19 protein-coding genes are annotated in these 26,912 nt (G+C 51.6%); 5 read left to right on the top strand and 14 right to left on the bottom strand.

Annotation, left to right across the window (positions count from 1 at the left end):
• Positions 1-71: 71 nt before the first annotated feature.
• The 13 genes from RID21_RS14960 to RID21_RS14900 form a co-directional block, all read right to left on the bottom strand.
• Positions 72-425, bottom strand: a complete 354-nt coding sequence (locus RID21_RS14960) for a DsrE/DsrF/TusD sulfur relay family protein (RefSeq protein WP_350190151.1) — start codon at positions 423-425, stop codon at positions 72-74.
• A 32-nt stretch (positions 426-457) separates the two neighbouring features.
• Complete coding sequence (locus RID21_RS14955) at positions 458-859, bottom strand: rhodanese-like domain-containing protein (RefSeq protein WP_350190149.1); 402 nt, start codon at positions 857-859, stop codon at positions 458-460.
• Positions 860-908: 49 nt separating this feature from the next.
• Positions 909-2,051, bottom strand: coding sequence for a cysteine desulfurase family protein (locus tag RID21_RS14950; RefSeq protein WP_350190147.1), 1,143 nt, complete (start codon positions 2,049-2,051; stop codon positions 909-911).
• Positions 2,048-2,437, bottom strand: coding sequence for an ArsR/SmtB family transcription factor (locus RID21_RS14945; protein ID WP_350190145.1), 390 nt, complete (start codon positions 2,435-2,437; stop codon positions 2,048-2,050). The genes RID21_RS14950 and RID21_RS14945 overlap by 4 nt, the downstream gene beginning before the upstream one ends.
• A 321-nt stretch (positions 2,438-2,758) precedes the next feature.
• Positions 2,759-4,954, bottom strand: coding sequence for a heavy metal translocating P-type ATPase (locus RID21_RS14940; protein WP_350190143.1), 2,196 nt, complete (start codon positions 4,952-4,954; stop codon positions 2,759-2,761).
• 156 nt (positions 4,955-5,110) lie between these two features.
• Complete coding sequence (locus tag RID21_RS14935; RefSeq protein WP_350190141.1) at positions 5,111-5,497, bottom strand: thioredoxin family protein; 387 nt, start codon at positions 5,495-5,497, stop codon at positions 5,111-5,113.
• Between the two features lie 115 nt (positions 5,498-5,612).
• Positions 5,613-6,020, bottom strand: coding sequence for an RND transporter (locus tag RID21_RS14930; protein WP_350190139.1), 408 nt, complete (start codon positions 6,018-6,020; stop codon positions 5,613-5,615).
• Between the two features lie 34 nt (positions 6,021-6,054).
• Positions 6,055-9,249 (bottom strand): efflux RND transporter permease subunit, encoded by a 3,195-nt coding sequence (locus tag RID21_RS14925; protein WP_350190137.1) that lies wholly within the window; start codon positions 9,247-9,249, stop codon positions 6,055-6,057.
• Between the two features lie 17 nt (positions 9,250-9,266).
• Positions 9,267-10,910, bottom strand: a complete 1,644-nt coding sequence (locus RID21_RS14920) for an efflux RND transporter periplasmic adaptor subunit (RefSeq protein ID WP_350190135.1) — start codon at positions 10,908-10,910, stop codon at positions 9,267-9,269.
• An 845-nt stretch (positions 10,911-11,755) separates the two neighbouring features.
• Positions 11,756-13,408, bottom strand: a complete 1,653-nt coding sequence (locus RID21_RS14915) for a TolC family protein (protein WP_350190133.1) — start codon at positions 13,406-13,408, stop codon at positions 11,756-11,758.
• A gap of 163 nt (positions 13,409-13,571) precedes the next feature.
• Positions 13,572-14,264 (bottom strand): ABC transporter ATP-binding protein, encoded by a 693-nt coding sequence (locus RID21_RS14910; RefSeq protein WP_350190131.1) that lies wholly within the window; start codon positions 14,262-14,264, stop codon positions 13,572-13,574.
• A gap of 4 nt (positions 14,265-14,268) precedes the next feature.
• Complete coding sequence (locus tag RID21_RS14905; protein WP_350190129.1) at positions 14,269-15,489, bottom strand: ABC transporter permease; 1,221 nt, start codon at positions 15,487-15,489, stop codon at positions 14,269-14,271.
• A 40-nt stretch (positions 15,490-15,529) separates the two neighbouring features.
• A complete protein-coding gene (locus tag RID21_RS14900) occupies positions 15,530-16,315 on the bottom strand; it encodes a hypothetical protein (protein WP_350190127.1) in 786 nt (261 codons plus the stop codon).
• 1,814 nt (positions 16,316-18,129) lie between these two features.
• Between RID21_RS14900 and RID21_RS14895 the strand changes: the two genes are divergently transcribed.
• Positions 18,130-19,602 (top strand): SpoIIE family protein phosphatase, encoded by a 1,473-nt coding sequence (locus tag RID21_RS14895; protein ID WP_350190125.1) that lies wholly within the window; start codon positions 18,130-18,132, stop codon positions 19,600-19,602.
• A gap of 1,188 nt (positions 19,603-20,790) precedes the next feature.
• On the opposite strand, the gene RID21_RS14890 is transcribed toward RID21_RS14895, so the two are convergent.
• Positions 20,791-22,074, bottom strand: coding sequence for a DDE-type integrase/transposase/recombinase (locus RID21_RS14890; protein WP_350190123.1), 1,284 nt, complete (start codon positions 22,072-22,074; stop codon positions 20,791-20,793).
• A 517-nt stretch (positions 22,075-22,591) separates the two neighbouring features.
• Here RID21_RS14890 and RID21_RS14885 point away from each other — a divergent pair.
• The 4 genes from RID21_RS14885 to RID21_RS14870 all read left to right on the top strand — a co-directional run bounded on the left by RID21_RS14885 (position 22,592) and on the right by RID21_RS14870 (position 26,591).
• Positions 22,592-23,593 (top strand): DUF1559 domain-containing protein, encoded by a 1,002-nt coding sequence (locus tag RID21_RS14885; protein ID WP_350190121.1) that lies wholly within the window; start codon positions 22,592-22,594, stop codon positions 23,591-23,593.
• Between the two features lie 92 nt (positions 23,594-23,685).
• Complete coding sequence (locus RID21_RS14880) at positions 23,686-24,135, top strand: carboxypeptidase-like regulatory domain-containing protein (protein WP_350190119.1); 450 nt, start codon at positions 23,686-23,688, stop codon at positions 24,133-24,135.
• Positions 24,136-25,418: 1,283 nt separating this feature from the next.
• Positions 25,419-26,024, top strand: coding sequence for a biliverdin-producing heme oxygenase (locus RID21_RS14875; RefSeq protein WP_350190117.1), 606 nt, complete (start codon positions 25,419-25,421; stop codon positions 26,022-26,024).
• A gap of 168 nt (positions 26,025-26,192) precedes the next feature.
• Complete coding sequence (locus tag RID21_RS14870) at positions 26,193-26,591, top strand: response regulator transcription factor (protein WP_350190115.1); 399 nt, start codon at positions 26,193-26,195, stop codon at positions 26,589-26,591.
• Positions 26,592-26,912: the final 321 nt, after the last annotated feature.

The following is a 26,912-nucleotide window of genomic DNA, read 5'->3' as shown; positions in this document are numbered from 1 at the left end:
TCGCTGAGAAAAAGAATTCCGGTGAGTTGCGAATTTCGGGAGAGAGGCTGTCAAAAATAGATTGTGCTGACTTAGAAAACGAGTACCTTGTCGGCGTCCATGGTCCAGTTCGTAAGTTCGTCCAGACTGCTGCGCTGACAACCTTTGATGAGTTCATCCTCGGTGACGGCCCGTGCATCCATGCAGGATGCACAGACACCTACCTCTCCCCCATGCTTATGAAACTGCTGCAACATGAGTTCCAGATTGTAGTATCCCTGCGGGACTTTCTGACCTGACCTGGCACACGCTGCAGCATCTCCCAGGAGAAAGACTTTCACCTCGTTTCCCGCCTTCCGAACGAGACTGCCGGCAAGCCGGAGACCATTGTAAGAATGCTCGTTGCCATAGGGTGGTCCATTGAGAATGACCAGATAGCTTGCCATGACAGTCTCCTCGAATAGATTTATCAGACCGGTTATTCTTTGGCCTTCTTAAATCCGGCCGCAACCAGATCCTTATAGCCAGGTTTGAGTGGACGCACGTCGTAGCCGTGTTTCAACAGGTAGTCCGCTGCTCTGCAGGAGCGAATCCCGACGGCACAATGCGTATAGATGATCTGATCTTTGGAAATCCTCTTTGCTAATGCAGATTTAGAGATTCCATTACGCAATTCACTAAGTGGAAGAAAGGTCGCACCTGCGATGTGACCATTGTCCCACTCCCCCTTCTCACGCACGTCCACGAGGACCGCTTTGTCCTTCTCTACATTTTTTTTGACTGTCGCCAGCGAATCATCGGTAGGCTCTGCGCCGCTCAATGTGTTCACGAGTAATCCTGCGGTGAACAGAGCCAGCTGTAACGGTTTCATAGCATTCATTGAATTCATTATCCTTTCTTATTCATTATGGTAAATACAGGTCTAAATCTTATTGTTCTGCACTCTTGGCCATGATCTGGATCAGCCCTTCCAGGACTTGATCAATTTCGGCTTGAGTGGTAGTGCGTCCCAGGCTGAATCGGACGGCCCCCAGACCGATCTCTTGTGAGACTCCCATCGCTGCCAGTACCGGGCTGATCTCCACGCTCCCTGCGTGACAGGCTGAACCTGTGGATGCTGCCAGCCAGGGGAGTCGAGCTAATATTTCTCCCCCGATATGACCAGGGAAACTGACGTTGAGTGTGTTCGGCAAATGGAGTTCCGGATGGCCATTCAGCACAACATTATCACCGAATGCGGACTTCAGCTTCTGCCAGAAATCATCGCGGAGTTCCCTGCTCTGTGTTTGCTCCAGGGCCTGCCGGGCGAGATCGCAGGCAGTTCCCAGTCCGACGATCTCCAGAATATTTTCTGTCCCGGCTCGGCGACCGGCTTCATGCCCTGCTCCATGCATGAGTGGCTCCAGCTCTAACCCTTCGCTTACATACAACGCTCCCACTCCCTTGGGCCCATAGAGCTTGTGTCCAGCAACAGTCAGCAAATCGACGCCCAGTGCATCCACGTCGACCGGAATCTTTCCGACTGACTGAGCGGCGTCTGTGTGACAGGGGATTCCATTTTCCCTGGCGATTGCTGCAATCTCTTCAATCGGCTGGATTGTGCCGACTTCATTGTTCGCGTGCATGACTGAAATCAGAACCGTGTTTTTTCGGATCGCCCGTCGTACGTCGACCGGATCGACCAGCCCCTGACCGTCAACGGGTACACAGGTCAGCTCAGCCCCCAATGACTGCAGAAAATGGCAGGGCTCAAGTATCGCTGGATGTTCGATCTGACTGGTTATAAAGTGAGGAGCTGAAATATCAGAATTTCTCGCGAAATAGATTCCTTTCAACGCCTGGTTATTAGCCTCACTTCCGCCGGAAGTAAACACAATTTCCGTCGCATCACAGCTTAACAGCGACGCGACCTGTGAACGGGCTTTTTCAATCGCATCACGAGCCGGGAAACCTGCCCAATGCAGGCTGGATGGATTACCGTGTGCCTCGCGCAGATATGGCTTCATCGCCTCGGCAACCTGATCTGCCAGGGGTGTCGTTGCGTTGAAATCCAGATAGATCTGCTCTTTCATTGTGTCGCCTGCTGACGAGTGTTTCCTGAGGACTTTGCACTTTTTTCCCGCTGGCGGGCTTTTTCCAGTCGCGATTTATGGGCCTGAATTTCTTCAGGTGTCCGTTTTACGATAGGCTCGTCTCGGCCGACTAACGCCAACATGTCTTTGACCAGTCGAGGACGAGACAGATAATAGCAGCGGAGTGCGCCGTCCTGGGCATAATCAACCAGCTTTGCATGCCGCAGCACACCCAGATGCTGTGAGATGTTTGCCTGTCGTGCCGGTAACAGCTCTTCCATGTCCGTTACACATTTAGGACCTGCCAGCAGTTCCTGCAGGATGGACAGTCTTGTGGGATGGGAAAAGGCCTTTAATACTTCTGCTGCTGCCTGTGTTTCCAGCATGGCGTCCCTGTTTAATTAGTCAGTATTCGCATATTCGATATTTCGAATATAATAGACCAACTGCTAAGATGCTGCAACCATACCGCTCTCGATCAGGAGAGATTCTCCGTGAGCATATGACCTGCAAGGGGAACTTTTCCCCTGTGACTTTCTGACTGCAGCCGCAGAGATCGTAGCAACGACATATTCAGACGCTGGCTTTGCTGATGAGATCTATCGCAAACAGCTCGATCAGATTTCTAACGCGATTACCAGTAAAGAGACACCGGATGGAAGCTTTACCAGTCGCAGCAACCACCCCCACTGACAGGAGACCGGAATTCAGTTGGACTGTTTGTTTTCTGCGGGAAGCTGAAGCAGTCGCAGGCCGTTGAAAATGACAAGCAGGGACGCGCCCATGTCGGCGGCGATGGCGGCCCAGAGCGAGGCGTGGTTCAAGACCATCAGAATCACGAACAGGACCTTGATGCTCAGAGCGAAGATGATGTTCTGACGTATAATGCCCAGAGCCTTATGGGAATGACCGATCAGCCACGGGATTTTTGTCAGGTCATCGGTCATCAGGGCGATGTCTGCCGATTCGATGGCGACATCACTGCCTGCGGCTCCCATGGCAATGCCCAGGCTGGAGCGTCCCATCGCCGGGGCATCGTTGACACCGTCTCCCACCATGGCGACATGCTCGTAATCATCGACGAGTGTTTCAATGATGCGGAGCTTGTCTTCCGGCAACAGCTCTGCATATACCTGATCCATGCCGACTTCGTCAGCAACGGCGCGGGCGGTACCCTGGTTGTCTCCAGTGAGCATGACGAGCTCTTCGATTCCGGATGCGTGCAGCTCGCGAATGACTTCAGCTGAAGTCTCCCGCACGCGATCTGCTAAGGCGATGAAGCCGCAGACATGCGATTCATCTCCAACTACCACCACGGTCTGACCGCTATTGGAGAGAACTTCCAGCTGCTCGTGGACTGCGGAAGTATCTTCGATCCGTTCTTCCAGGTAGCGATGTGATCCCAGCCAGAACTCTCGGCCTTTCAAAGTCCCGGTGGCTCCTTTTCCCTGGATGATCTGATAGTTGTCGGCCATTTCATATACGATCTGCTGTTCCTCCGCCGCTTCCAGGATGGCCAGCGCGAGGGGATGATTACTGTGCGATTCCAGGGCGGCTGCCCGTTCCAACAGTTCCGATTCGGCATGGCCATTGAGGGGAACGATTTTCGTGACGACCGGCTTCCCCCGAGTTAGTGTTCCGGTTTTGTCTAATGCGAGTGCCCGCAGACGGGAGGGCGTTTCCACAAACACGCCTCCTTTGATAAGCACACCGTTGCGGGCGGCTGCCGCCAGGGCAGCGACGATACTGACCGGAGTGGATATCACCAAAGCACAGGGGCAGGCGATGACCAGCAGCAGCAGAGCACGATACATGGCATTGTGCCAGCTGACCTGAAGGAGCACTGGGAGGCCGAGGAGAACCAGCAGCGCGAGTGCCATCACGATGGGCGTGTAGACTCTGGCGAATTTCTCCACCCAGAGTTCAGAAGGAGAGCGGCGGGACTGGGCTTCTCCCACCATACGGATAATCTGTGCCAGGACTGTATTTTCCGCCGGCTTGGTACATTCAGCTTCAAGGAGTCCATCTCCATTGATCGTGCCAGCAAACAGTTCGTCTGCTGCCTGTTTATCGACGGGCACCGATTCACCAGTGATCGGTGCCTGATTGACTTCACTAGTGCCTTTGAGCACTGTGCCATCCAGTGGAACTTTTTCACCGGGACGAATCAGAAATGTGGTACCGACCGAGACGGATTCCGCCGGGACTGTATTTTCATTTCCGTCTGCATCACGCACATGGGCAATAGTGGGGGAGAGATCCATGAGTGCGGCGACCGCCCTGCGTGCCCTGCCGACACTCCAGGCTTCGAGCAGTTGAGAAAGAGCGAACAGGAATGCCACCGCAGCAGCTTCAAACCACTCATCAATGAGCAGTGCACCGATCACCGCCACGCACATCAGCAGATTCATGTCGGGGCGTAAACGTTTCAGAGCGAACCAGGCTTTGGGCAGCACGAACCAGATTCCGGTGACGATTGCCACCAGATACTGAATGCGGACCGGTAGTGGAATTATCCCTTTGGCGGCTTCTTCCGCTCCCAGGGCGGCTCCGAAGCTGTCTGCTAGAAATACGTGTGTCAGGAATGCGGTGCCCAGCATGGCACCACTGAGACTGGTAACCACGGTTCTTCCGTGACGCGACCAGAAGGAAGCAGAGTCTGTTTTTTTCTCAGCATCCCAGGGCTCAGCCCGCATGCCGGTCTGCTTAACGGCGACGATGATTTCGTCCCGGGAAACCGTCTGCTCGTTGGAGGTGATCGTCATCCTGCGATTAAGGATATCAAAGAACAGGTGTTCTTCACCTCCCACCAGGGGACCGATTACCTTTTTTAAAATGGTGACTTCCTCGGCACAATCCATATCCTGGATTTTGAAGACAAGTTCGTTTGTTTCCTGACTCATAAACCGAGATTTCCCATCTGGAGCAACCTGAAACCATTCCAGGCATAGATTATTTTTGACCGTAACCACTGCGGTGACCCGTGTCTAAAACAAAGTCGTTTTCGACATTTTTATTGTTCCTCAGCTGTTGTGATCCGGGAATTGCTGCCAGGTGAATCATTTTTCAGTAGTCGAGGCAGTTTCTGCGCAGACTTTCTCTATGAGTCTCGTCAGTTGTGCTTGTGTTTGTTTCCCGAGTCGGCGATTGAAGACCTTCCCCTCGTTAAAGAGAAGGAACGCGGGGGGCGCGTCGATTTCATATTTGGCAGCAGTAGCCGGGTTCTCGTCGATGCGCATTCTGAGAATCTTCACGCGTCCCGCAAATTGTTCTGACACCTCTTCCAGGAGGGGGATCATCTCGATACAGGGGCGGCACCAGGGAGCCCAGAATTCCACCAGCACTGGCTGATCCTCCTCCAGGACCGACTGTTGAAAATTCGAATCAGTAACCTCAGGCAAACTGGAGTAAGACGGATCTGAAGCGGCATTCTGGCAGCCAGTCATCAAGGAACAGATCAGCAGTGCGACAGCGTAAAACAGAACAGGCAACCCGCTTGAATTCGGGCGGGTTACCTGGCTGCTAATCGACTGTGATTCCGCTTTTCTCTGCTCGCGGATCTTATTTATCCTTACGTGCGGGCGGTTTTTCACCGAACTTGGCCTCGTACTGGGCAATGAATTTTTCTTCCAGTTCGGGATGATGGATGAAGCACTGCGAATCGGGGCGTTTATGCTCCTCGCACCAGTCCCCTTTCTTCTGGTAATCCGCGGCGAGTTTGGTATTACACTGGGCACAGATTTCCTCGGGAACGCCATGCTCAGCACACCAGAATCCGTGCAGATTATGCCCCTCTTCTCCGTGTTCGTGTCCATGATCGTGCCCTTCTTCGCCATGCTCATGATGTTCTTCTTCGGCCTTGGCCACGGGAGCGGCTTCCTCTCCACTTTTCGCACACCCCGTGATCACCAGAAGTCCACACACAATCGCTGGGATTGCCAGGCACCGAGTCCATGATACGTCAGTCATTTTTTCTCCTTTGATGGTACATTGACCAGTAAAATTAAACCGAAGCCGTTTCCGGCACATGCCTGGAATCCGGATTATTCGGTTGCGTTGGTTCTGTAGTATTGTCATCGTCTCCCTCATCCTCGTTGCGACTGCCGGGCAGATTGAAGACCACGTACAGCACACGTAAGACGAGCAGACTCATAATCGTGGCACTGCAGACGCCACCTATCACAACTGTGGCCAGGGGCCGTTGCACTTCCGCTCCCATGCCGGTATTGAAAGCCATGGGAAAGAAGCCGAGGCTGGCCACCAGCGTGGTCATCAGGATCGGACGCAGACGGGTCATGGCTGCCTCCTCGACAGCTTCATTGAGCGAACTGCCCCTGCGACGCAGTCGACGGATGGTTGAGACCAGAAGCATGTCATCCAGTACCGCGACACCGGAGAGGGCAATGAAACCCACGGCCGCGGAAATCGAAAACGGCATGTCTCTGATCCAGAGCGCAAAGATCCCCCCGATCCAGGCGAAGGGGACGCCGGTAAAGACGCGAATCGAATCGATCAGGTTATTGTAAGTCATGTACAGCAGGCCGAAAATCAGCAGCATCGCGACCGGCACCACAATCATCAGGCGGGCCTGGGCACGCTGCAGGTTCTCGAACTGTCCACCCCATTCGATGTGGTAACGTCCGGCTGGCAGGGTAATCTGCTCATCGACTTTCCGCTGTGCTTCCGCGACAAAGCTCCCCATGTCGCGACCGCGGACATTCGCCTCGATCGTGATTCGCCTCTGATACCATTCCCGCTTGATGGTATTCGGGCCTTCCACGATCTCAATGTCAGCAAGTCGCGACAGGGGAATCTGCTCTCCTTGAGGAGTGGCGACAAGAATCGAGCCGATTGCCTCCGGGTCCGTCCGTGCCTGCTCGGGAAGACGGATAATCAACGGAAATCGAAGTTGTCCTTCATAGACCTCTCCCACATGCTTGCTGCCCAATGATTCCACCAGGTCGAGCACGGTCCGTGCCGGAATGCCGTAACGGGCGATTTCATCCTGGTCGATGTTGATTTCCAGCACCGGCTGACCGGTGACCTGCTCCACTTTCACGTCGGCAGCCCCTTTAATTGATTTGAGCACCTGCTCAATTTCAGAGGCTTTGGAGACCATCAGGTCCAGGTCGTCCCCGTAGAGAATCGCAGCCACGTCTGAACGGACCCCGGAGATCATTTCGTTCATCCGCATCTCGATGGGCTGAGTCATCGCCAGACGCGGGCCAGGCAGATCGCGGAGTTCTTCCTGAATCAGAATCGTCAGTTCTTCCTGCGTGTCGGCACGCGTCCACCCACTTCGGGGACGCAGCGTGACGAACAGGTCGGTCAATTCTGTCCCCATGGGGTCTGTAGCGACTTCCGCCATTCCGACGCGGCTCCAGACATGCACGATCTCGTCCGGGAACTTCTCCAGCAGCACTTTCTCCATCCGGGTGTTGTAGCGGATTGTTTCTTCCAGATCGGTGCCTGCCAGGCGTACCACATTGATCACGACGGCCCCTTCCGAGAGACGCGGCACAAATTCCGTTCCCAGGTTGGGGGCAATCAAGCCAAAGGCCACAAACAGGATTGTGAATGCAAAACCGATCACTGCTGCTTTGTGGTGCATGGTGAACCGCAGCACCGGTGCATACAGCCATTTCAGCACGCGGATCAGCAGCGGTTCTTTGTCCTTGAGATTTTTCGGGAGGAACAGGCTGGCTAGCACAGGCATCAGTGTCAGTGAGAGCACCATAGAACCAGCAAGGGCCATAATGACTGTCAATGCCATGGGGCGAAACAGTTTGCCCTCGACGCCTTCCAGCGTCAGGATCGGCAGGTAGACGATCATGATAATCAGCTCGCCGAACATGGTCGGTTTGCGGACTTCGATGGCAGCATCGCGGATGATCTCCAGTCGACTGCGACCGTCGGTGCCGTGTGACAGGCAGCGAACACAGTTTTCAATCATCACCACGGAACTGTCTACCACCAGACCGAAGTCAATCGCCCCCAGGCTGAGCAGGCTCGCTGCGATACCGAACTTCAACATACCCGAAAAGGCAAACAGCATCGAAAGAGGAATCGCCAGGGCCACTATCAGACCGGCACGCAGATTCCCCAGGAATATAAACAGCACCGCCACCACGAGCAGACCGCCTTCGAACAGGTTCTTCTGCACGGTTTCAATCACGTGGTCCACCAGTTCGGTACGATCGTAGACCGTCTGGATTTCCACGCCCGCGGGCAGAGTCTCCCGGATTTCCTGCAGGCGGGTTTTCAGAGCGTGAGTCACCTCGTGGCTGTTTTCCCCCATCAACATGAAGCCCAGTCCCAGTACCGCCTCTCCGTGACCATTGGCGGTTACTGTACCGCGACGGATTTCATGCCCGATCTGTACCTCCGCCACATCTTTGACGCGGATCGGCACTCCATCGCGAGACGTGATGACGACATTATCGATCTGTTCCAGATTGACGGTCCGCCCCACCCCATGGACCAGCAGCATCTGGCTGCGATCGGAAATTGTCCCCCCGCCTACGTTCTGGTTATTATCACGCAGTGCCTGTGCCACCTGGTCAAAAGTCAGTTCATGTTTTATGATCTGGTCTGGATCGAGGCGCACCTGGTACTGCTTCTCGTAGCCCCCCCAGCTGTTGACCTCAGCGACGCCGGGTACCGAACGCAACTGCGGTTTGACGACCCAGTCGTGCAATGTTCTCAGTTCCGTCAGTCGTTTGACTCGCTCTTCGTCCGGGAGCCGGGAAAAATCGACTCCTTCATAAGTCAAAACATAATGGAAGACCTCTCCCAGGCCGGTCGAGACCGGTCCCATCTGTGGTCGCTGAATACCTTCCGGCAGTTGTACCGTGCTCAGCCGCTCACTGATCAGCTGCCGCGCAAAGTAAATATCGATACCATCCTCAAAAATCACGACCACCTGGGACAGACCGAACTTGGAAATCGAGCGCAGGTCCTGCAGCCCGGGAAGACCGCTGATCGCCTGTTCCACCGGGAATGTGATCTGTCGCTCCACCTCATCGGGTGAAAGCGCCGGCGCTACCGTATTGATCTGAATCAATACCGGCGTCGTGTCGGGAAACGCATCAATGTCGAGGTGTTTCAGTGAAATCACCCCGACGCCTGCAAATACCACGGTACACAAAATGACCAGGGCACGGTGCCGCAGTGAAAAATCAATCAGCCAGTTGAGCATAAGAATTCGATTCCCTTCTATTCAGCGCAACAGCCTTCTCCGAGGCTGTTCTTGAGAAGTTGTGCCCGCAAAACGTCACTCCCCTGGGTCACGACCACCTCTCCGGGAAGTAAGCCGGCGATGATTTCCACGCGATCACCGTTCACAAAACCAGTTCGAACATTTCGCAGCTGAAAGACCTTAGGGCTCTCCGGGCTGTCGAAGTAGTGTTTATTACGAACAAAGACCACCTGACAGCAGCCCTCCCAGTGCACAGCACTCCGGGGAATCACAACCGCCTGTTTTTCCTGTCTGAGAATGATGCGTCCCGCGCCAAAGGTCTCATCACGCAGCTGCCCGTCAGCGTTATCGATTTCCGCCCTGACCTTTACCATCCGCGTCTGTTTATCAGCAGCTGTGCTGATCCAGCTGAGGTTTCCGGTAATTTCCTTACGGCTTCCATTGGGTTGAAACCGGACCTGTTGCCCGACCTGGATCAATGAGGCCTCTTCCAGGGGGACATTAAGGATCAGCCACATCCAGCTGGGGTCTGCCACTTCAAACAGCGTTCGCTCTGGAGTGACGACCTCACTGGAAACCACATTCCGCTCCGTAACCACGCCGTTCATCGAGCTGCGAACCGGGATCAGGTTGGCCGAAGCGGTCTGGGATCGATACTGTTCTGCCAGTTTTTCGGGAAAACCCAGGAAACGTAAGCGATCGATCATGGCCTGCTTGTTGAGATTTGCAATCGAAGCCACATCCACTGACAGACCCAGATTAGCCAGAGACTGTTCAACACTCAGAACTTCAGCCTCCTCTTTAGCCAGAATGGCTTCTGCAGCCAGAATATCTTTCCCGGGGACCGATCCGCGCAGTCCATTCAGTCGTTCAAAGTTTTTACGTGCCAGGTTCTCGGCGACAATCGCTTTCACCAGATCGCTTTTGAGACGTCCCACCTCTGCTGCATCAACGACCGCGAGAATATCTCCTTCCTGAACCCGGTCTCCCACATTCTTGAGCACGCGCCAGGCTGTGCCGGGAACACGTGCAGACAGGTTTGCCAGACGTGTCGGGTCGTAGCGGATTTCGCCTGTCCCTGATACCCACTCGGTCACCGGCTCCCGGTCGACCAGTTCAACATCGACGCCAGCCTGCTGAACCGCCTCATTGGAAGCAAACTGGATTCGTTTCTGATACACCTTACAGGCGGCATTGTTATCTGGTCGTTCTCGCAGTGCGAGAGCACGATCCGCCTGTTGCATTGTTGCCGCAGAAATCACTGGTGTCTTCTTCAGTTCAGCAACATCGGGATGGTGCAACGGGCAGTTGTTGACACCATGCTCAGTGCACCAGCCATAATCGGGTCCGGCAGGCATCAAGTCAGGGTTACAGATTACACACTTGGATTCAGGAACCCCGTGCTCCTCACACCAGTCCTTGACTACAGGCTTCGCCTGCCCCGTGAATTCTGCAAACGTCGGGATTTTCCAATGGTGGGTATGCCCGTAGTAACCGATGGCGACTAATACAGACATGACGATGATGGTGGGTAACCCATCCAGGAACCAGCGGCCAAGCTTCCAGACCAGTCCGTGGGGACGTTGATCAGTTGGAGCTGGAGAGTCAGGCGCAGACGTATCTGGATTTACGGAGGGTCGACCTATGACAGATTGACTCATGAGATGTCCTTTCTTGCTCAATAGTTGAGAAGCAGGAGCCTAGTAATAAGGTAATTAAGCGGTTGGAAACAGACACGGAAGTCAAGAAATGACCGCAAACTCATCCGGAATTACGGATAATCTACGATGCTCGTGTCGGACGCTTTAGAGCAGATAGGAGGCTGATAAATGACAGATTTCCCGCCCGGAAGAGTACGGCGGGAAGTGGCAGCCTCGATGGGGATTGTCCCTCAGACAGACGGACCTGGTTGACATGTGCGCGGCGTCGTTGAGGTCGACAAGGAGAAATTCAGCCAGAGAATCAGCTTCGATCAGACTGGGACAGTCGACCATCGTCGTGATTACGGCCCCCCCACAAAAACAATTTGGCAGTTTGCCATCCTGGGGGCACTGGGGTTGGACTGGACTCTGTTCCTGATTCCCAGAATGCTGTTTCTGATCTTCACAATCTCTGTGATGGCAACAGTTTGCACTTGCAGACTTCTGAGCGGGTGCCGACTCAGACTGCGCAGCGGCACACGATCCCAGACACGTATCCCTACATGGAAGATAGGGGCATACGATCACCAGGACGGTCATTACGATATTGATCATGTGCTGCATGTACATATTAAACCCTGTTTGCCTAACTTATTCTAAGTATAGACCGGGTTGAACAGGAGATCAATGCCATCCCTGACGAATCGCATTGAGACAAGAATCCCCCCTGTTTCACCGCTCACGATGAATACTCCTCTGATTTGCGTTTCCAGTTGACTGATCGGAACTTATTCTGTGCTTGAATCTCACCGGAGATTTCAGGAGCTGCTGAACTGCAATGATGACTTCAAAGAATTCGAGTGGACCTAGAGTGCTGCGGGAGCAAAGTTACTCAGATTCGCGTTGCTTTGTTTCTGTAGTTGCTGCTGGACCGCTCGCAATCTTCCGCCGCCGCCAGCCTCCTGAATCGCCGTTCCGATCGTCGCCGGGTTCAAGCCTCCGGTCATCTGCAAACCGGAAATTTCGACCGACAATCGATGTGCCCGGTTCAAAGCATCAATGTACTCCAGATTCGACTGGAAGTTGTTCTGCTGTGCATTGAGCACGGCCAGAAAACTGAATTGGCCACTCTCATAGCCTTTGATCATCAGTTCCAGTGCTTCCCTGAGATCGGGCAGCACTTCCTCACGCATCTGTTCCGCCTGGTTGCGTGCCAGCATGTAATCACGGTAAGAGGAGATCAACTGATCGCGCAATACCAGTCGCACCCGTTCCAGCTCGCGCTCGGAGCGGTTCACTTCGGAAACGGCATTATAGATGCCTCCCTGATTGCGATTGAAGAGTGGGAGCGGCAGTGCCATCAGGGTATTAAAGGTTGCATAGTCTCCGACTGAATTGTAGTCAGTTACAAATTGCAAAGTTAGATCGGGAACCGGGGCTGCCTCTGCACTGGCCAGTTGACCGCGGGCAACGCCGATCTGGCTTTCCGCCGTGAGTAACTGGGGGCTTTCAGACAAGAGACGCTGCCATTCCGCCTCCAGATCAAATTCCGGCAAATCATCTTCCGGTTTCATGAGCTTACTGGGCGGTAATTCCGGACAGCCCACAATCACAGCGAGTTTTTGCCAGGCTGTTTCGAAGTCGGTATGTGCGTTAGTGAGTGCAGCCCTGACTGTAGCATACTGTGCTTTGGCCTGTAATAAATCTGTTCGTGGAACCTGCTCGGCCTTATTAAGCCTCTCAGCCGCATCGAGGGTCTGTTTTGAAAGCTGCGCAATCTCCTCCACGAGTTTTAACTGTTCCTGCGCTCCGAGCACATCATAATAACGCAGTCTGACATCATTAATGACACGCATCTGCTGGGCATCCAGCTGGAGTTCCGATGTCTGGATACCGTAGGTTTCAGTTGCCCGGGCTTTGTCCAGTTTGCCAGCGGTAATAAATGTCTGCTGCACGAGGATACCGTTTGATTGCGTATCACCATTACTGCTGGTTGTGGAGTTGACGTACCCCACGGTTGGGTTGGGATAGAGACCAACCTGAGTCCAGTTCCCCCGTTCTTTCTCGACCTCTGCCCGTTGCAGAGCCAGGGTGGGATTATTCGACAGTGCGATCTGCTCCAGTTCGCCCAGGCTCATTGTCCGGCTGGCTGGCGTCAAAGCATTTTCCTCAGGATCTGTTTCTGGGACATCCGGTCCTCCAGCCGGTGGGACAGGCGGTGGTGGAATTTTTCCCTCAAAAGCTTCGTGATAGGATGTCAAAGTCAACTTTTCCCGCGATTCGCCGGGTATGGTTTCTGCAGGTTCTCTGGCGTCGACTTCAGAAGCTGAGATAGCGACTTGTGCGGCCTGAGACTCACTCTGCTCGTTGTCTGCCAACGGCCTCTCTGGCTGAATGGAACCTCGCTGGTTTGCAGCCATCTGCCCGCGATCTGAGGCACAGGAAGTTAAAAGCAGAGCGGGAATCAGGATCAGTTGAAACATCCTGGCCGAATGCGATCCGAGGGTACTGAATTTCATTAACATTTTCGGCAATCCATGCATCTCAGTTCTCCTGAACCTGATATGTACGTCCCTGTCCCGCTTTGTCGTCGGTCAGAGTTAATAATATTTCATATCCAGCGCTCGAGCCCTCTCGCGAACGGAGAGGACTCGAGCCTGGCGACCAAGGAACAAACTTTCATTAAGCCGTTTTCAACAGATCCTGTTCGGAACCTGCCTGGATACGACCTTCAGAAAGACGTAGGGTTCTGCGGGCACACTCCGCAGCGGATAAATCATGCGTCACCATGATGATCGTGCGACCTTCCTCATTAAACTGACGCAGGAAAGCGAGAACCTGATCACGAGTCTCCGGATCTAGATTTCCTGTCGGTTCATCGGCGAGAATGATCGTAGGATCATTGGCCAGCATGCGTGCCAGCGCGACACGCTGCTGCTGTCCGATACTGAGTTCACTCGGCTTATGGTGCAGGCGATCCTGCAGCCCCACCTGAGCAAGCAATTCTTCCGCCCGCTCTTGCCGCTCAGTTTTGAACTTTTGCGACAACATCATCGGGACCTGAACATTTTCGATTGCCGTCAGATACGGGACCAGGTTGAATGTCTGGAAGACAAACCCGATCTTGTTCTGCCTGACTTCGGCACGCTGTTCAATCGGCAAATCATAAATTGACTCGTCGTCGAGCAGAATGCGTCCCTCGGAAGGAGCTGACATTGCCCCCAGCATGGAAAGCAGTGTTGTCTTACCACTCCCGCTGGGGCCGATGATCGCAGCAAACTCACCTTGTGCGATCTCGATATCGGTCGTGTCCAGGGCAATCACTTCGTCCTGTTTTTTGCGGTATACTTTTTTGACAGATTCCAACTTTAACATCTGGTTAGACCTCCTTGAAACAGAGACAGGGGTCGAGGCGGGATGCCTGACGCGCCGGGAAATAACTGGCGGCCAGTGTCACCAGTACCGCAACCGCAGCGGCAATGATTGCCAGACTGGGGACAGGAAATACCGAGACATCTGCAAATGCCGGTCCGAGGAAGACCGCAATCAGACTCCCCAGAACATATCCGCTGATCCCACCGGCCAGACCGAGCAGTGCCGCCTTGGCCAGGAACAGTCGGGTCACAAATCGGGGTGTGGCCCCCAGGGCCATCAGGGTTCCGATCTCACGGCGACGTTCCATGACATTCGCGAAGCTCGCGCTGGCCATGCTGACACCGCCAACGGCAACCAGAATCGCCAGGAACAGGTACGACAGATTGGTCATCATCCGGTTAATCGAAACCTGAGTTTCAACGACGTTGGCAATCGTAACTACCTTGGTGTCGGGCAACAGCGACTGCAACTCCCCTACCAGGCCGTTGGCAACATCTTCACAGCAGCCCATGACCTCAATGATATTCACAACCGGGCCCGCCCCTGACAACCGCTGCACGGTGTGCAGGTGCGCAAACACCCGGCTGTCATCGACTGTCCCCGTTGCAGGAAGCACGCTGAGCACGTCAAACGTTTCCCCCAGAAGCTGGAGCTGATCGCCTTCTTTCAGCCCCTGACGGGCAGCAAAATCAGCGCCAAGCAGTACTTCCGATTGATTAAGATGCTGTAATGCCCGGCGTTCTGCCAGAGATTCAGGGGCATCCAGATTTTCATCGGCCACGTTAATCTTGGCTTTACAGCCTTCATGTTTCTTAAAAAGCATCCCTCCCCCCGACCAGGCATTCATCTTCTGAATTTCAGACTGTGGCAGGATACCTGTCAGAATCACGTTGCGATCATCCAGCCTGGTGGGAACACAAAGTTTGGGCGTCATTGCCTCCACTCCGGTCAGTCCCGCCAGTGCCAGCTCAGCCACGTGTTCTTCGGGGATGGTTTCCTTGTGCATGTCTGCTGCATAGTAGTCCTGCAGCGTGACTCCTTCAGGGAGAATCAGTACGTTTGCTCCCAGTTCGTCGAGTTTACCGGCGACCTCCTGCTCTGAGAAAATCGTGACGTTACGGATCGCGACCAGCGCCGTCACACTCAGAATGATCGCCAGCAGACTGGCAATCAGCGCCGTAGGACGCTCTTTCATTTCTTTCCAGACAATTGTTCTCATTTTCATGAGAGACCTCCTTTTGAATGTGTGATTGTGATGTGCTGGTTTATTTACAGTGCTTGCAGCCTTCCACGCCGCAGCTTTTACCTGCTTTTTTCAGTTCGGCAATCAGCTGCTGGCTGGATACACTGCTGTTATACTTTCCAACCATCACCCCGGGAGGTGCCATGAAAACAACGGCAGAGTTCTGTGATGCGGGCACTCTCAGCTCTTTCAGAAAGTCGCGTTCGGCCGGTTCAGATTGTGAAACGTTGATCACTTCCACCGCGTTCTTGTAACAGGGAATTGATTTGAAATTTTGAACCCCCTTGGGGACGCCAGCCTGACCGGAGGGACTTACACACAACAGCACCATTTTCCGGCTCTGCAGATTCAGCATGCACCGGGATTTGGCGGGGGACACGAAAGCCTGCTGAATATAGTCAGCGTTGATCTGTTTCACATAGGAACCGGTGACCGCCCCATTGGGAGCAACTGCCAGCGTAAGCGGCATGGGCGCGCGTGAGACTCCATACTGTTCAATAATCTTGCGTTCCTGGGGATCGCCTGTGTTAACCGCCACAACGGACGCTGTGTTTTTGTCGGACAGATTCTGCTGCAGTGTGCTCCACATGCTTTTGGTGGTTGTATCCTGGTCTTTCCAGAACATGATAAACGTGTATTTATTTTGTTTCGCTGCGGAAGCACGTGATGCTTCTGCCTTGCTCAATGCTGCTGCCTGTGGCGCATTTTGAGCCAGGGAGACGTTCGACAGGGAAACCAGCAGAGTGCCTGCGGCCAGCAGACGGATACCATTGTTTTTAAACAGTCCTACAAGAGTGTGAGTCTTCATATTATAAATTTCCTTACCTGTTTTTGATTTTGAATACGATTTTGATCTGCAAAAGAGGTAATGGACTCGACCTGAAATGCATGCAAAGACAGCGGAGTGCGGCTTAATTTAAACAGATACAGGCGCAGCAGGTATCATTTGAATCAGCATTGAATCCAAAGAGACGGCCAGGCGATAATAACGCCTTGGACAATCAGTGACCGTCACTGCCAGCAGGCAAGCGAGCCCGAGAGAAATTTATAAGCGCAGCGGGAGTATCACAGCGGCCTGTGAAGTATCATTTGCTACGTTATTCAGATGAGTTATGAAGTGGCAGGATTGATCCAGACTAACGACCAGCGTCACAGGATGAGTGCAACTTTCGAGATGTACCGCTGGTCCGGTAAAGGCGAATACTTCGTCTGAAACATGACACGTGCAGGGACAATCATGTTCGTCATCCTGTGGTAACTGTTGCTGAACTCCCTGTTTTTGTTTCCACTGAGCACAACAGGGACAGCTTGAAGAAACCGCTTTGCAGTCGCCGGAGTCGTGTTGAGATGCTTCTCCGTGTGCGGTCAATCCATGCCCCCAGCAGACCGGGCAAGGTTGCAGCAGTAGAACGATCATGAACAAGCGAAGCAGTTTCATCACAACTCTAAACGTAAAAGGGATTTCCAGAATTCTACCGGGGCCGTGCCTGTCACTCAGATATCAAGGGGCACTGGATAGGATTCTCGTACCACTCGAAAAATCACGGCAAACACTTCTGACATCGACATGCAGAGTTCCGCCACTTGATTCAATCTGGACAGTGATGATGATTCTGCTGATTAGCCTGAGAGCTTTCAACAAAGATTTTGAGGGCTGTGCAACCAAGGCATACCCCCCAGACTACCGCGACAAAATTCAAAGGAACGTATCCTAGAGGATTCACTGCGATCTGCCAAGATCAAAACCAACTGGGAAAATGGTGGCAATCCCTATCGCTTAAATTTATCGAAAGGCCCCGCCTTTTCATTTAGCTCTTTGCCAGGTTTCTGATTGCTACACATTTCTCTGCAACTTTATGTTTTTAGCCTAGCGAGTAAAACATTTACAAACCGCGATCCAGACTGCATGTGCAGTCGTTCTGCAGCAGGTGAGATTTATTCTGCCTGACGTAGTCTATATTCAGGCTTGACTGTTGTAAGTCTGATACCTAAAACAAACGAGTCATTCCTTTAAAATCGGTGCAGCAGTGTTTAAGACCAGTACACAAACTCTGATTTCCTGGATTCTAGTGGCAGCCACCATCTTCGGAGGAGTTGCCTCTTCGGTGCAGTCAAGTAATGGTTGTACTACAGAGGCATGTTGCTGTTCCACTTCGCTTGAAGTAAGACAGATTTGCTGCGCTGCTATCTGCCAGCAGTTGCATTGTCGGTGTTCTGTCAAAAAAGAACTCCCTGTTACGCCAGATAAAACTCGCACGCCATCAAAAACCGTGTTTTCCCGGTTATCAACCACTCAGTTGATAACGCAAGTCGCCTGCATTCAACATTCGCAGGTTCGCACTGTAATAAAGACCTCCCAGACCTCATTTCTGCCTAATCTACACCAGCAGGAAGTTCTTTGTAGCTGGTTGACCTGATCTCTCCTCATTGCATTCTCTATGCGCGCTGTATGATCTGCTTGATCATTAATTGATGGCTCCTGGAATTTAACACCCCTGGAACTTCATTTTCAGATCCAGCGTAAATTAAAAAGTCAGCATCTCTTTTCTCTTAAATAAGCATTCTTGAGATGTTTACTGCTTATTTCCAATTCTATGAGACAGAAACGACTGAAGGCACATCATGTCAGATTTATTGGCCAGATTCAGAGGTTTGTGGAAACAACCGCGTACGATCCGGTTTCAGCTGCTGCTGTCTGTAAACCTGACTCTCAGCATTGCATTGGCAGTTCTGTTGATTTTTCAATATTTTCGGGAAATCGAGAATGCGACAGCACAGATGCGAACCGGTTTGAATGATGAAGCCATTGCTATCCAGTCTGCTGTTTCACATTTAATACAGGACCATCAAGATCATGACGTTCAAAGTTATATCAACAACGTCTGTGATAAAATGAGAAAATCGGCATCTCCTGGCCATCGCATCATTGTCAACTTACAGGGGGAATATATACAGGCTGGCGGTGATCCTCTTGGGGCTGAGTCTATCTTGACGGAGTTTGATTTTTCCAATCCGGCTTCTTTTAAACTAGATGATTTCCAGCAACACCAGCTTGTCATCGGATATCAACCAGGCAGAGAGGCCAGCGTCTTTGTCATTGAAACATTAAATAATGTACGTCGATCAATACGATCCAAAGTTCTGGTTCAGCTTGCTGTGCTCGGGGCTTTAGGAATGATCGCTGCTGGAATTGTTAATCTCGTGTTGCTGAAAATCGTAGGTAGACCACTGGATCAGCTGTTAATTACAGTCGAGAATATTAGATCAGGGAATTTTGATGCTGTCGCTCCCACTTTCAGTAGTTGTGAGATGAACTTACTCTCTTCGTCTATTAATTCCATGAGCGTGGCATTAAAGGAAAATGATCGTGATCGACGCAGCCAGATGGAAAAAGCAAGAAAGATCCAGCAGTATCTTTTGCCACATGGCGTACAGATCCCACAGCTCGAAACAGCCCACATATTTGAACCGGCTGACAGTGTCGCCGGAGATTACTACGATTTCCTGCCTCTACCGGATGGATCATGGTTCATCTGTATTGCTGATGTGAGCGGACACGGCGTTCCGGCTGCGATGGGGGCAGCGATGCTGAAATCGCTCCTGCTGGCCGCTTCTGAGAACCCTCCTTTTGATCCAGTTGCTATTATGAAAGAAGTAAACCGGCAATTTACTGCTGCGATACTGCCCGGCAATTTTGCATCAGTAATCCTGGCACGTTGGGAACCGGAGTCACGTGAATTGACCTGGGTCAGCGCAGGCCATTTACCGGCAATTTTGAAAAGAGTATCTGGAAATGTTGAACTGTTGAAAAGCACAGGCTTGCTGATTGGAATCGATCTGAAAGCCGACTGGGAACAGAGGCATACCATACTTTCTTCAGGAGATCGTATCTTACTCTTCAGTGATGGAGTCACAGAAACAGCAAACTCTGATGGCACGCTTTTCGGAGTGCATCGACTGACTGAGCTCTTCTCTCCTGGAACAAAAAATTCTCCACTGGCAGATACAATGCGGATCAACGACGCAATAGCCGCCTACCGTAATAACGCTTCACCAAACGACGATCTGACACTCGTGATGCTGGAATGTAAGTAGTTGCTCAGATTGAGAATGACAATGTAGAAAAGAGTACATTAATGGTAACCGTAGCGAAGGATTGCTACGGGCGGCTTGCCTTCGTTGCGAGCAAGTCGATCGTAGCGGTTTTGCAGAGCCGTCTTCCCATCCTTTACGCTACCCATCAGGACTAGGCATTGGCCGTCCTACTCACCACTGAGGAAGAATTCCTCGCATATGGAGTCGATGTCATCTTGAGGTGTATACTGGGCTTCAATCCATTGATTCACAACCTCGCCTCCACTCTCAATGAGGGCATCTCCCCTCAGTTGAAGGCGCCGGAGGACGCTGCCTAGGTCTGTAGTCGCATGTGATATATCTGATGCCTGCCAGCCAAACCAGCAGTCTAGAGCCGCGTCAAAACGCTCCAGCGGAGATGGACTACTCCTGTGCCTTTATCACGAGATCTCAGGAACTGAATTCCTATCTGCTTACCTGCTGTCTCAAGGATTGCGAGCGGGTGCAGCAAGTGGTCCGATCGCCCCTTTGACGATCCTGCCCCGCTCACTGAGTAAAATGAGCGAATGAAGCAGATATACCGAGAGGTTGCGGACAGCTTCTTAGCTTCCTGTAGCTCTATCCAAGACCTACACATGCATCAGAATACGGGTTTGAGGCAACTCACCTCCACTAATATCACTCCATGCACATCTCCCCCATGTCTGATGTGTCTGATTTCGTATCTGATTTTTACGAATTTCGAGAAAAAACAAAAAAACATGATTCATACAAACAATTACCATCATGACACTTAGAGCGACGCCACATCTCCCAAAACTCTTTCCCGCCGCCTCCACTTAAAGGCCACTTACCGAAACTGGTAAGTGGCCATTTTTATTGTGCTTACGAATTCCCGCCGTCCCAATACCGCTGTCCCAACACCCCCTATTTGGGTAAAAGTCCGATAAATAGTCCTATTAAATGTCCGATAAGGGGCTTTTCGGGGTCCGATTTTGCCCTGCTGTTTGTCATGACATTCCCGACATTTTCGCGCGAGTTCTCGCACTTGGGAAAAACCCAGTCCATTCGGCAACGAAACGCTGGAACCATCATCGCCGCACCAAATAGCACTTACACGGTGAGCCAACGATCGCAGGGTGAAATCCCCGGTGGAGATCATCAACGGTGAACGACTAACCTGTTAAATCTATCCTGCCACTCTCACACTCAATTACTGACCGCGAGAAGTTCCTCACACATCCGACAGCTCTGAGATCGATTTGACTCCATCCGTGATTTTCTCGCTGCGATACGCGCTTCCTGCAGTTGCCCCGGTATCTCTTGCCCCGTCCCATAGTACATCTCGTCAGGAGTCTGCCCCTGGAACGCGGAATGTGGTAAATACGTGTTGTATTGCTCGACGTAGAAAGCCACCAGGTTTTCAACCGCTTGCGCGGAATCCAGTTCATGGAAATAAAGCCATTGATGCTTAAGCACACGCCACCACGATTCGATAAGCGAGTTGGAATATTGGATTTTGGTCTGTGCCAGAACTCTTTTCAATAGACCGGACTCGATGACCTCATCGATGGCCGCATTATAGTTCTCACGACCACCGTCGACGAACACGGTTGGCTTTCCCACAGTCGTGGCCTGCGATACGTCCAGGAATAACCGGGCGGTGATGCCCGGCTCGAAGCGATCAAGTACACGCCAGGCAAGAATGCGCCGTGAGTAATTGTCGATCACCGCGTGAATATAAGCCCGGCCCCCGTTAACCAGCCGGACTAATGACGTATCAACATGCCAGATTTCATTGGCCCGTATCGCACGGATCCCCACTTTCGGCTTTGCAGGATAAACGCGTGACCGCACTCTCCGCCATTTGTGGATTCGGACCAGACGGTACCAGGTCGACGGAGAAGCGAACATCTTACCCATTCGTTCCGCCAGGCGTGCCAGTGTCCCGGTTGCTACATGACGGTATTTTTCAGATGTGACCATTTCCTGAATCGTTCTCATTTCTGCGGCAGTGAGCTGATGTGGTGACGATCGAGGGCACGATGGCAGGTCATCCAGACCACATTCAACCCGCTTCCACTCACGGTAGCGACCGTGCGACAGACCGATCACACGCAGGACAGTTTTCAATGGAAAATGCTTTCGCGAATATTCGATGGCCTGCAGCACTCGGAGCTTTTGGGCTTCTTGCGGAAGCCGAATTTGTGACAGTGTGAAGTGAGTCACTTTCATGACGGTGATGATCAGACGCAGCAAAGCAATAAGTCTGGCGTTGCGACGACGCAGTGCGACCACATCACGTTGTAGTTCTACCAGACTCATATCTAAGACGTCGACGGTGATTACGCCGGACATGTTCTTTGTCAGCCAGCCTCGGGCCGTAGATCGAGGGACACCACGTTGAAGAGCGACATCAATGTTGCCGGTGGAGCGAACGAGTTCTTTCAGTCGATGGTCATAGGTACGCTGCCTGCGTTTGCTGTTGGACATGCCCAGATTCTGGTGATTCAAGGTGCCCGAGGGAAGAGATCTTCGTCATATGGTGGTATGAGAGTGTCGAGAACTCGCGCGAATTTGTAGGAAATGTCGTGACAAACAGCACGAATGACGTTTCCATCAGGCCGCACAGTTCACTGGGCTACAGAGCCCCGGTGCCGGAAGCAAAGTTGTCCTTCTCGCCCGCTTCCGCTCCGCTCCAACGGCTTAGTAGAAAAACTATGAAAAGAACAGAATATTAAGGCGTGTAAATGGTGTCTTAACTGGCAGCAGGTCAACATTGTTTTGATAAACGAAATGTTAACCGAAACTGACTATTGAAAAAACATAAGCCCACACTTATATTAAGCTTGTTTATTAAATAGTAAAGTTATTACCTGAGAAACTCCTACCTGGTATCCGCTACCAACTAACTCAGTGCAACAAGTTTAGATCTCATTACTTCATACGTCTGAGTCCATAACTTTTTCCTTCCTTACATGATCCTACCCTTTTAAAGAAGAGGCACTCCATGAACCCACCAAGAAAACTGAGAAGAGGATTTACCTTAATTGAACTTTTGGTCGTGATCGCCATCATCGCGATTCTGATCGCCCTGCTCCTGCCGGCAGTCCAGCAGGCGCGCGAAGCAGCTCGCCGCTCAACCTGCAAAAACAATATGAAGCAATTGGGACTCGCCCTGCATAATTACAATGACAATTTTCAGGCACTCCCCATCGGGGCCCAGACCGGCTCGTATTCTAACTGGCGAGCCGCGATTCTCCCCTACCTTGATCAAGCCAACATCTATTCTCAGCTGACACGTCCGAATGGTTACTATGCCCACAGCGGTTTCCCAGGGAATACGGTGCTGTATTCGGTGCGTCTCCCCGTTTACAAGTGCCCCTCTAACCCTTTCGGTATGACTAATACCACTGACTACAGTCTTTCTGACAGTACGTCCAATCCCAGCCTGCAGAGCATGATCGTCGATTACGTCGGTATCTCTGGTGCTACCCCCGATCCTGTGGGCCGCACCAATGTCTGCACCGGTGACGTGCTGGCGAGCAGTTCCAGCAACTGTAACACTGGAATGATGATCCCCTACAAAAGCATCCGTTTCCGCGACTGTACCGACGGAACATCGAATACCTTGATCCTCGCTGAACAGTCCGGTCAGGTGAATGGAGCTCAAAAGGGTGCCAATGCACTGGGGGCCTGGCACGGGTGGGCCAACGCGAGCCTTTCTACATGGAATGCCGGCACGCCGTTGCCTCTTAGCTCTGGCGGGTTCTGGTACACAGCCGGGACTACCACCGTGCGGAACCCTCCTAATGCATTCTGGTCCTCTGGAGCCCCGGGATACGCCAACAGTGCCTATTCTGCTAACACGGTCATTAACTCACATCACGTGGGTGGCGTACACGCCGTACTGACCGATGGCTCCGTTCGCTTCCTATCAGAAAACATCGACATGAACACGCTCCGCCAATTATGTGTACGTGACGATGGACAGGTCGTTGGAGAATTCTAAACCATAGGTGTTAGTGAATCACCTCCCCTGGGGCTTCGGTCCGGGGAGGGTGATCCCCCTTAAGATCTCCCATTTATGTTCTTGGAATCGCGATGAAAAAAAATGCTGCTTTACAAAATTTCCGTTTCTTCGCTTTGCTAGCCTTATGCCTCCTGCTTGTCACACTGAATACTGCCTGCAGTCGAACTCCAGGTTCAGACAAGCCCCGTGGTGAAATCTCAATCACAATTACCAACGGCGGTGATCCTGTCCCAGAAGGACAGGTCGACCTGGTCAATGAAGAGACAGGAGAAGGTGGAGGAGGCCCACTGGATGAATCAGGAACTGCCACGATCGAAATGGTCGCCGTTGGAAATTATACGGTGACTGTCAATCCCCCTCCAGAAGAACCAATCGCCCCCGGTATGGATCAACCAGCGGCACAACCAAAAGAATACCCTAATATCCCCAATAAGGTTCGCAAGATTCAGACCAGCCCACTGACTGTCGATGTACAATCAGGGACCAATGAATTCTCTTTCGATCTTAAGGAAATTCAGTAATCAGATTTCAGTGTTTTCCCATGCAGTCGGTGAAAGCTCCGTATTGTACACGGCTCAATCAGACTGTCGTTCGACCGATTTCACCAGCGTGATACTTGTATGACGTATGTGCTGCGGTAATCCCGGCCAGCGAGCAATCAGGTAAGTAAGATCATGATGGTATGTGCCTGTGGTTGTCCTGAACGGGGCTTGGATGGATCGAGTTTTGTTGGTGAGACGAAGGAATAAACCATGAAACGCTCTGATTTCTTACTCATCATACTCCCCAAACCACTACTGCTGGGTGAATACAACCGGGGAGAGTCCACCAGGCAGCGGGATCAGCGTCTGACATGAAATATCTGCTCATCAGGAGATGCCCCTGATCCATGACCTTTGCAAATTCGTGAGCTCTCCCTCACACTTCAAAGGTTTAATGACCGTCAGCTGGGGCCGCGAAACCACACCGGCTTTATTGATTGGATCACCTCAGTAAAACTTCATTTTGTGCGGTTGATTCGCAAAGCATCGACTCATGCATTAGTTACAAATAGACTGGCGCACGATAAGTCCCTTTTGCGTTCGTCCTATTTCTTATCACGTCACTTCTGACGTTCAAGCGCGAAGGCATTGCCAGTGAATGCTGGTTTCATTTTCCGATGGACCGGCATAAAAGACAATCAGAATTTCATCTTCAGGAAACAACGCTGTTGCAGGCAAACCAACAGCGAAATTGGACATCTCCTCCCAGGCAGCAAGTATGTGGCCCGGCTGACCTTGATGATTGTCATCCCCAGGGTATTACTGGGACAACTACGCGGCCCAGCGCCGAAAGGAAAGTATTCGTATATGCTGGGCTTTGCTGAAAACCAGCGCTGACCTGCCCCCACGAATGACACCAGTCAGACGACTCAGTGCTCTATTGTTTACCTTGCCGCCAACTATGACTCCGAACACACTCATTTTTGATTAGCCGACGCTATCACTTCGCCCAAAGTCTAGATCAGACAGAGGCACATCTCGTACGTTAAATTACACTGCACAGGCACACCGACAGCTAACACAGCTTCAGATAGTCCACAAACACATCGGCTTGTTTTTATAAGAAATCTGTAAAAACAATTGACTTTCATTAGTAAAGAATAGTTATCTGCCTACAAATATCAATAAGAGTGGGGCTGACAGGAATGGAGTCCACGCTGGAGATGTTAAAAGTAAAACTCTTCCAGCATGTCCGTTAATGGTTTCTCGTGTTTTCCTTTATTTCACCCAAACCATCTAAACTCTTTTAAAAGCTCTTTTCAATGCAAGATTTCGCAACGGAGATCCGGGAAGCGGTTCATGAATTGCACCAGCAGATCGAATCTACTTATCTCGCATTTCGTATGATGCATGGAATCATTTCGAAGCCAGAATATTCCTGGATTCTAGCACAGCTATACTATTTGCATCGTTTCCTGGAGCCGACCTGGCAAGCAGACAGTACCCTGGCTGGACTCTTCGACCTAAATAAATATTCTCGACTGCAAACCATTCAGGCTGATTTGAACCTGCTTGTGAATGGCGACATGCCTGCCATTGATCCCACAACCCAAAAGCTACTCCAGCAAACATCAGCCATGTATCAGGAAAATAAATACTCGCTGATTGGTGTATTGTATGTCCTGGAAGGATCGAGGCTGGGCTCAGTGTATTTAACCGAGCCTCTGATGAATGCTTTATCGCTTCAGGACACAACAGGGGCCGTTTTTTTTCTCTGCACCCCAGAGCCATGGTACAAAGACTGGTACCGCTTCAAGGAGAGCATCAATCAGATTGATGATCTGCCCCAGCAGTTTGAAGGCATTATGTATGCCGCAGTCAAAACATTTGAAGGAATGATTGAGCTGTACCAGACAAAACCAACTTGAAACGATCTATATCATCCTACTCTGCTGTTAAAAAAATGATTCTATCTCGAGATTCACCCAGTCAGTTCATGCCCCCCAGCGTTCCGCGGTATGACATGTTTTGTGCACTACTTTCAGCCTGTGAAAAGAAAGTCTCGCCAGCTGGAATTTATTGCTGATCGCTGACCGATGAATTTTTCAAGAAAAAACAAAGTTTACATCATCGATGACGACAAAGATGTAGCTCAGTCTACTGTCATTCTGCTCCAGACTCGGGGCCTGCCAACTGAGTTATTTCACTCAGTGGAGGACTTTCTCACAGAAACTGATCCCACAATATCAGGCTGTGTGGTCTCTGATTATGCGCTGGAAGGGAACTGGAATGGCATTGACCTGCTGCGGAAGATACAGAATCTGGGATACAGGATCCCATTCATTCTCGCATCTGGCTCTCTGAACCACAGTTCCCGGTTAACTGCGGAAAAGTCCGGTGCCTTTGCGATTCTTGAAAAACCTTACCCTTCAGATATTTTATGTGAAACGATCTATGCCGCACTGAAACATAATGATGGCCGATTCCCGAATTGATTATCGCTTGCGGGTTTTATGCATTCACAATTTGTGAATCAGACTTAACCTGAATCGAATATTTAGAGGCTGTCTTCTCAAGCTGCGATCAGATTATCAGCATACGATTCGCCTTTAAAAACACGCGCAGATGCAGTTCAATTTCAAATATGCAGACTTGCCATGTCTTGTTGCCTCTACACGCACTTTAAGAGATTGAAACCAAGCCAAACCTGGAGACCACAGAGACCGATACCCAAACACTGGCAAATCACTACATGGATGAAGTCTACATGAGTCGGTAACAATTTTTTTGTCACAAAATCAATTTACCAGAATCGC

Source organism: Gimesia sp. (assembly GCF_040219335.1).
GTDB lineage: Bacteria > Planctomycetota > Planctomycetia > Planctomycetales > Planctomycetaceae > Gimesia.
Note: the sequence above shows the minus strand (reverse complement) of the source record. Positions and strands in the feature narration are given on the sequence as shown.

What these genes read in the sequence shown, in the direction of transcription:
- RID21_RS14905 (WP_350190129.1), bottom strand. Translation starts at nt 15,489, where the DNA reads ATGAAAATGAGAACAATTGTCTGGAAAGAAATGAAAGAGCGTCCTACG.
- RID21_RS14960 (WP_350190151.1), bottom strand. Translation starts at nt 425, where the DNA reads ATGGCAAGCTATCTGGTCATTCTCAATGGACCACCCTATGGCAACGAG.
- RID21_RS14950 (WP_350190147.1), bottom strand. Translation starts at nt 2,051, where the DNA reads ATGAAAGAGCAGATCTATCTGGATTTCAACGCAACGACACCCCTGGCA.
- RID21_RS14915 (WP_350190133.1), bottom strand. Translation starts at nt 13,408, where the DNA reads ATGAAATTCAGTACCCTCGGATCGCATTCGGCCAGGATGTTTCAACTG.
- RID21_RS14945 (WP_350190145.1), bottom strand. Translation starts at nt 2,437, where the DNA reads ATGCTGGAAACACAGGCAGCAGCAGAAGTATTAAAGGCCTTTTCCCAT.
- RID21_RS14935 (WP_350190141.1), bottom strand. Translation starts at nt 5,497, where the DNA reads ATGACTGGCTGCCAGAATGCCGCTTCAGATCCGTCTTACTCCAGTTTG.
- RID21_RS14925 (WP_350190137.1), bottom strand. Translation starts at nt 9,249, where the DNA reads ATGCTCAACTGGCTGATTGATTTTTCACTGCGGCACCGTGCCCTGGTC.
- RID21_RS14910 (WP_350190131.1), bottom strand. Translation starts at nt 14,264, where the DNA reads ATGTTAAAGTTGGAATCTGTCAAAAAAGTATACCGCAAAAAACAGGAC.
- RID21_RS14930 (WP_350190139.1), bottom strand. Translation starts at nt 6,020, where the DNA reads ATGACTGACGTATCATGGACTCGGTGCCTGGCAATCCCAGCGATTGTG.
- RID21_RS14895 (WP_350190125.1), top strand. Translation starts at nt 18,130, where the DNA reads ATGTCAGATTTATTGGCCAGATTCAGAGGTTTGTGGAAACAACCGCGT.
- RID21_RS14920 (WP_350190135.1), bottom strand. Translation starts at nt 10,910, where the DNA reads ATGAGTCAATCTGTCATAGGTCGACCCTCCGTAAATCCAGATACGTCT.
- RID21_RS14900 (WP_350190127.1), bottom strand. Translation starts at nt 16,315, where the DNA reads ATGAAGACTCACACTCTTGTAGGACTGTTTAAAAACAATGGTATCCGT.
- RID21_RS14880 (WP_350190119.1), top strand. Translation starts at nt 23,686, where the DNA reads ATGAAAAAAAATGCTGCTTTACAAAATTTCCGTTTCTTCGCTTTGCTA.
- RID21_RS14890 (WP_350190123.1), bottom strand. Translation starts at nt 22,074, where the DNA reads ATGTCCAACAGCAAACGCAGGCAGCGTACCTATGACCATCGACTGAAA.
- RID21_RS14870 (WP_350190115.1), top strand. Translation starts at nt 26,193, where the DNA reads ATGAATTTTTCAAGAAAAAACAAAGTTTACATCATCGATGACGACAAA.
- RID21_RS14885 (WP_350190121.1), top strand. Translation starts at nt 22,592, where the DNA reads ATGAACCCACCAAGAAAACTGAGAAGAGGATTTACCTTAATTGAACTT.
- RID21_RS14875 (WP_350190117.1), top strand. Translation starts at nt 25,419, where the DNA reads ATGCAAGATTTCGCAACGGAGATCCGGGAAGCGGTTCATGAATTGCAC.
- RID21_RS14940 (WP_350190143.1), bottom strand. Translation starts at nt 4,954, where the DNA reads ATGAGTCAGGAAACAAACGAACTTGTCTTCAAAATCCAGGATATGGAT.
- RID21_RS14955 (WP_350190149.1), bottom strand. Translation starts at nt 859, where the DNA reads ATGAATGCTATGAAACCGTTACAGCTGGCTCTGTTCACCGCAGGATTA.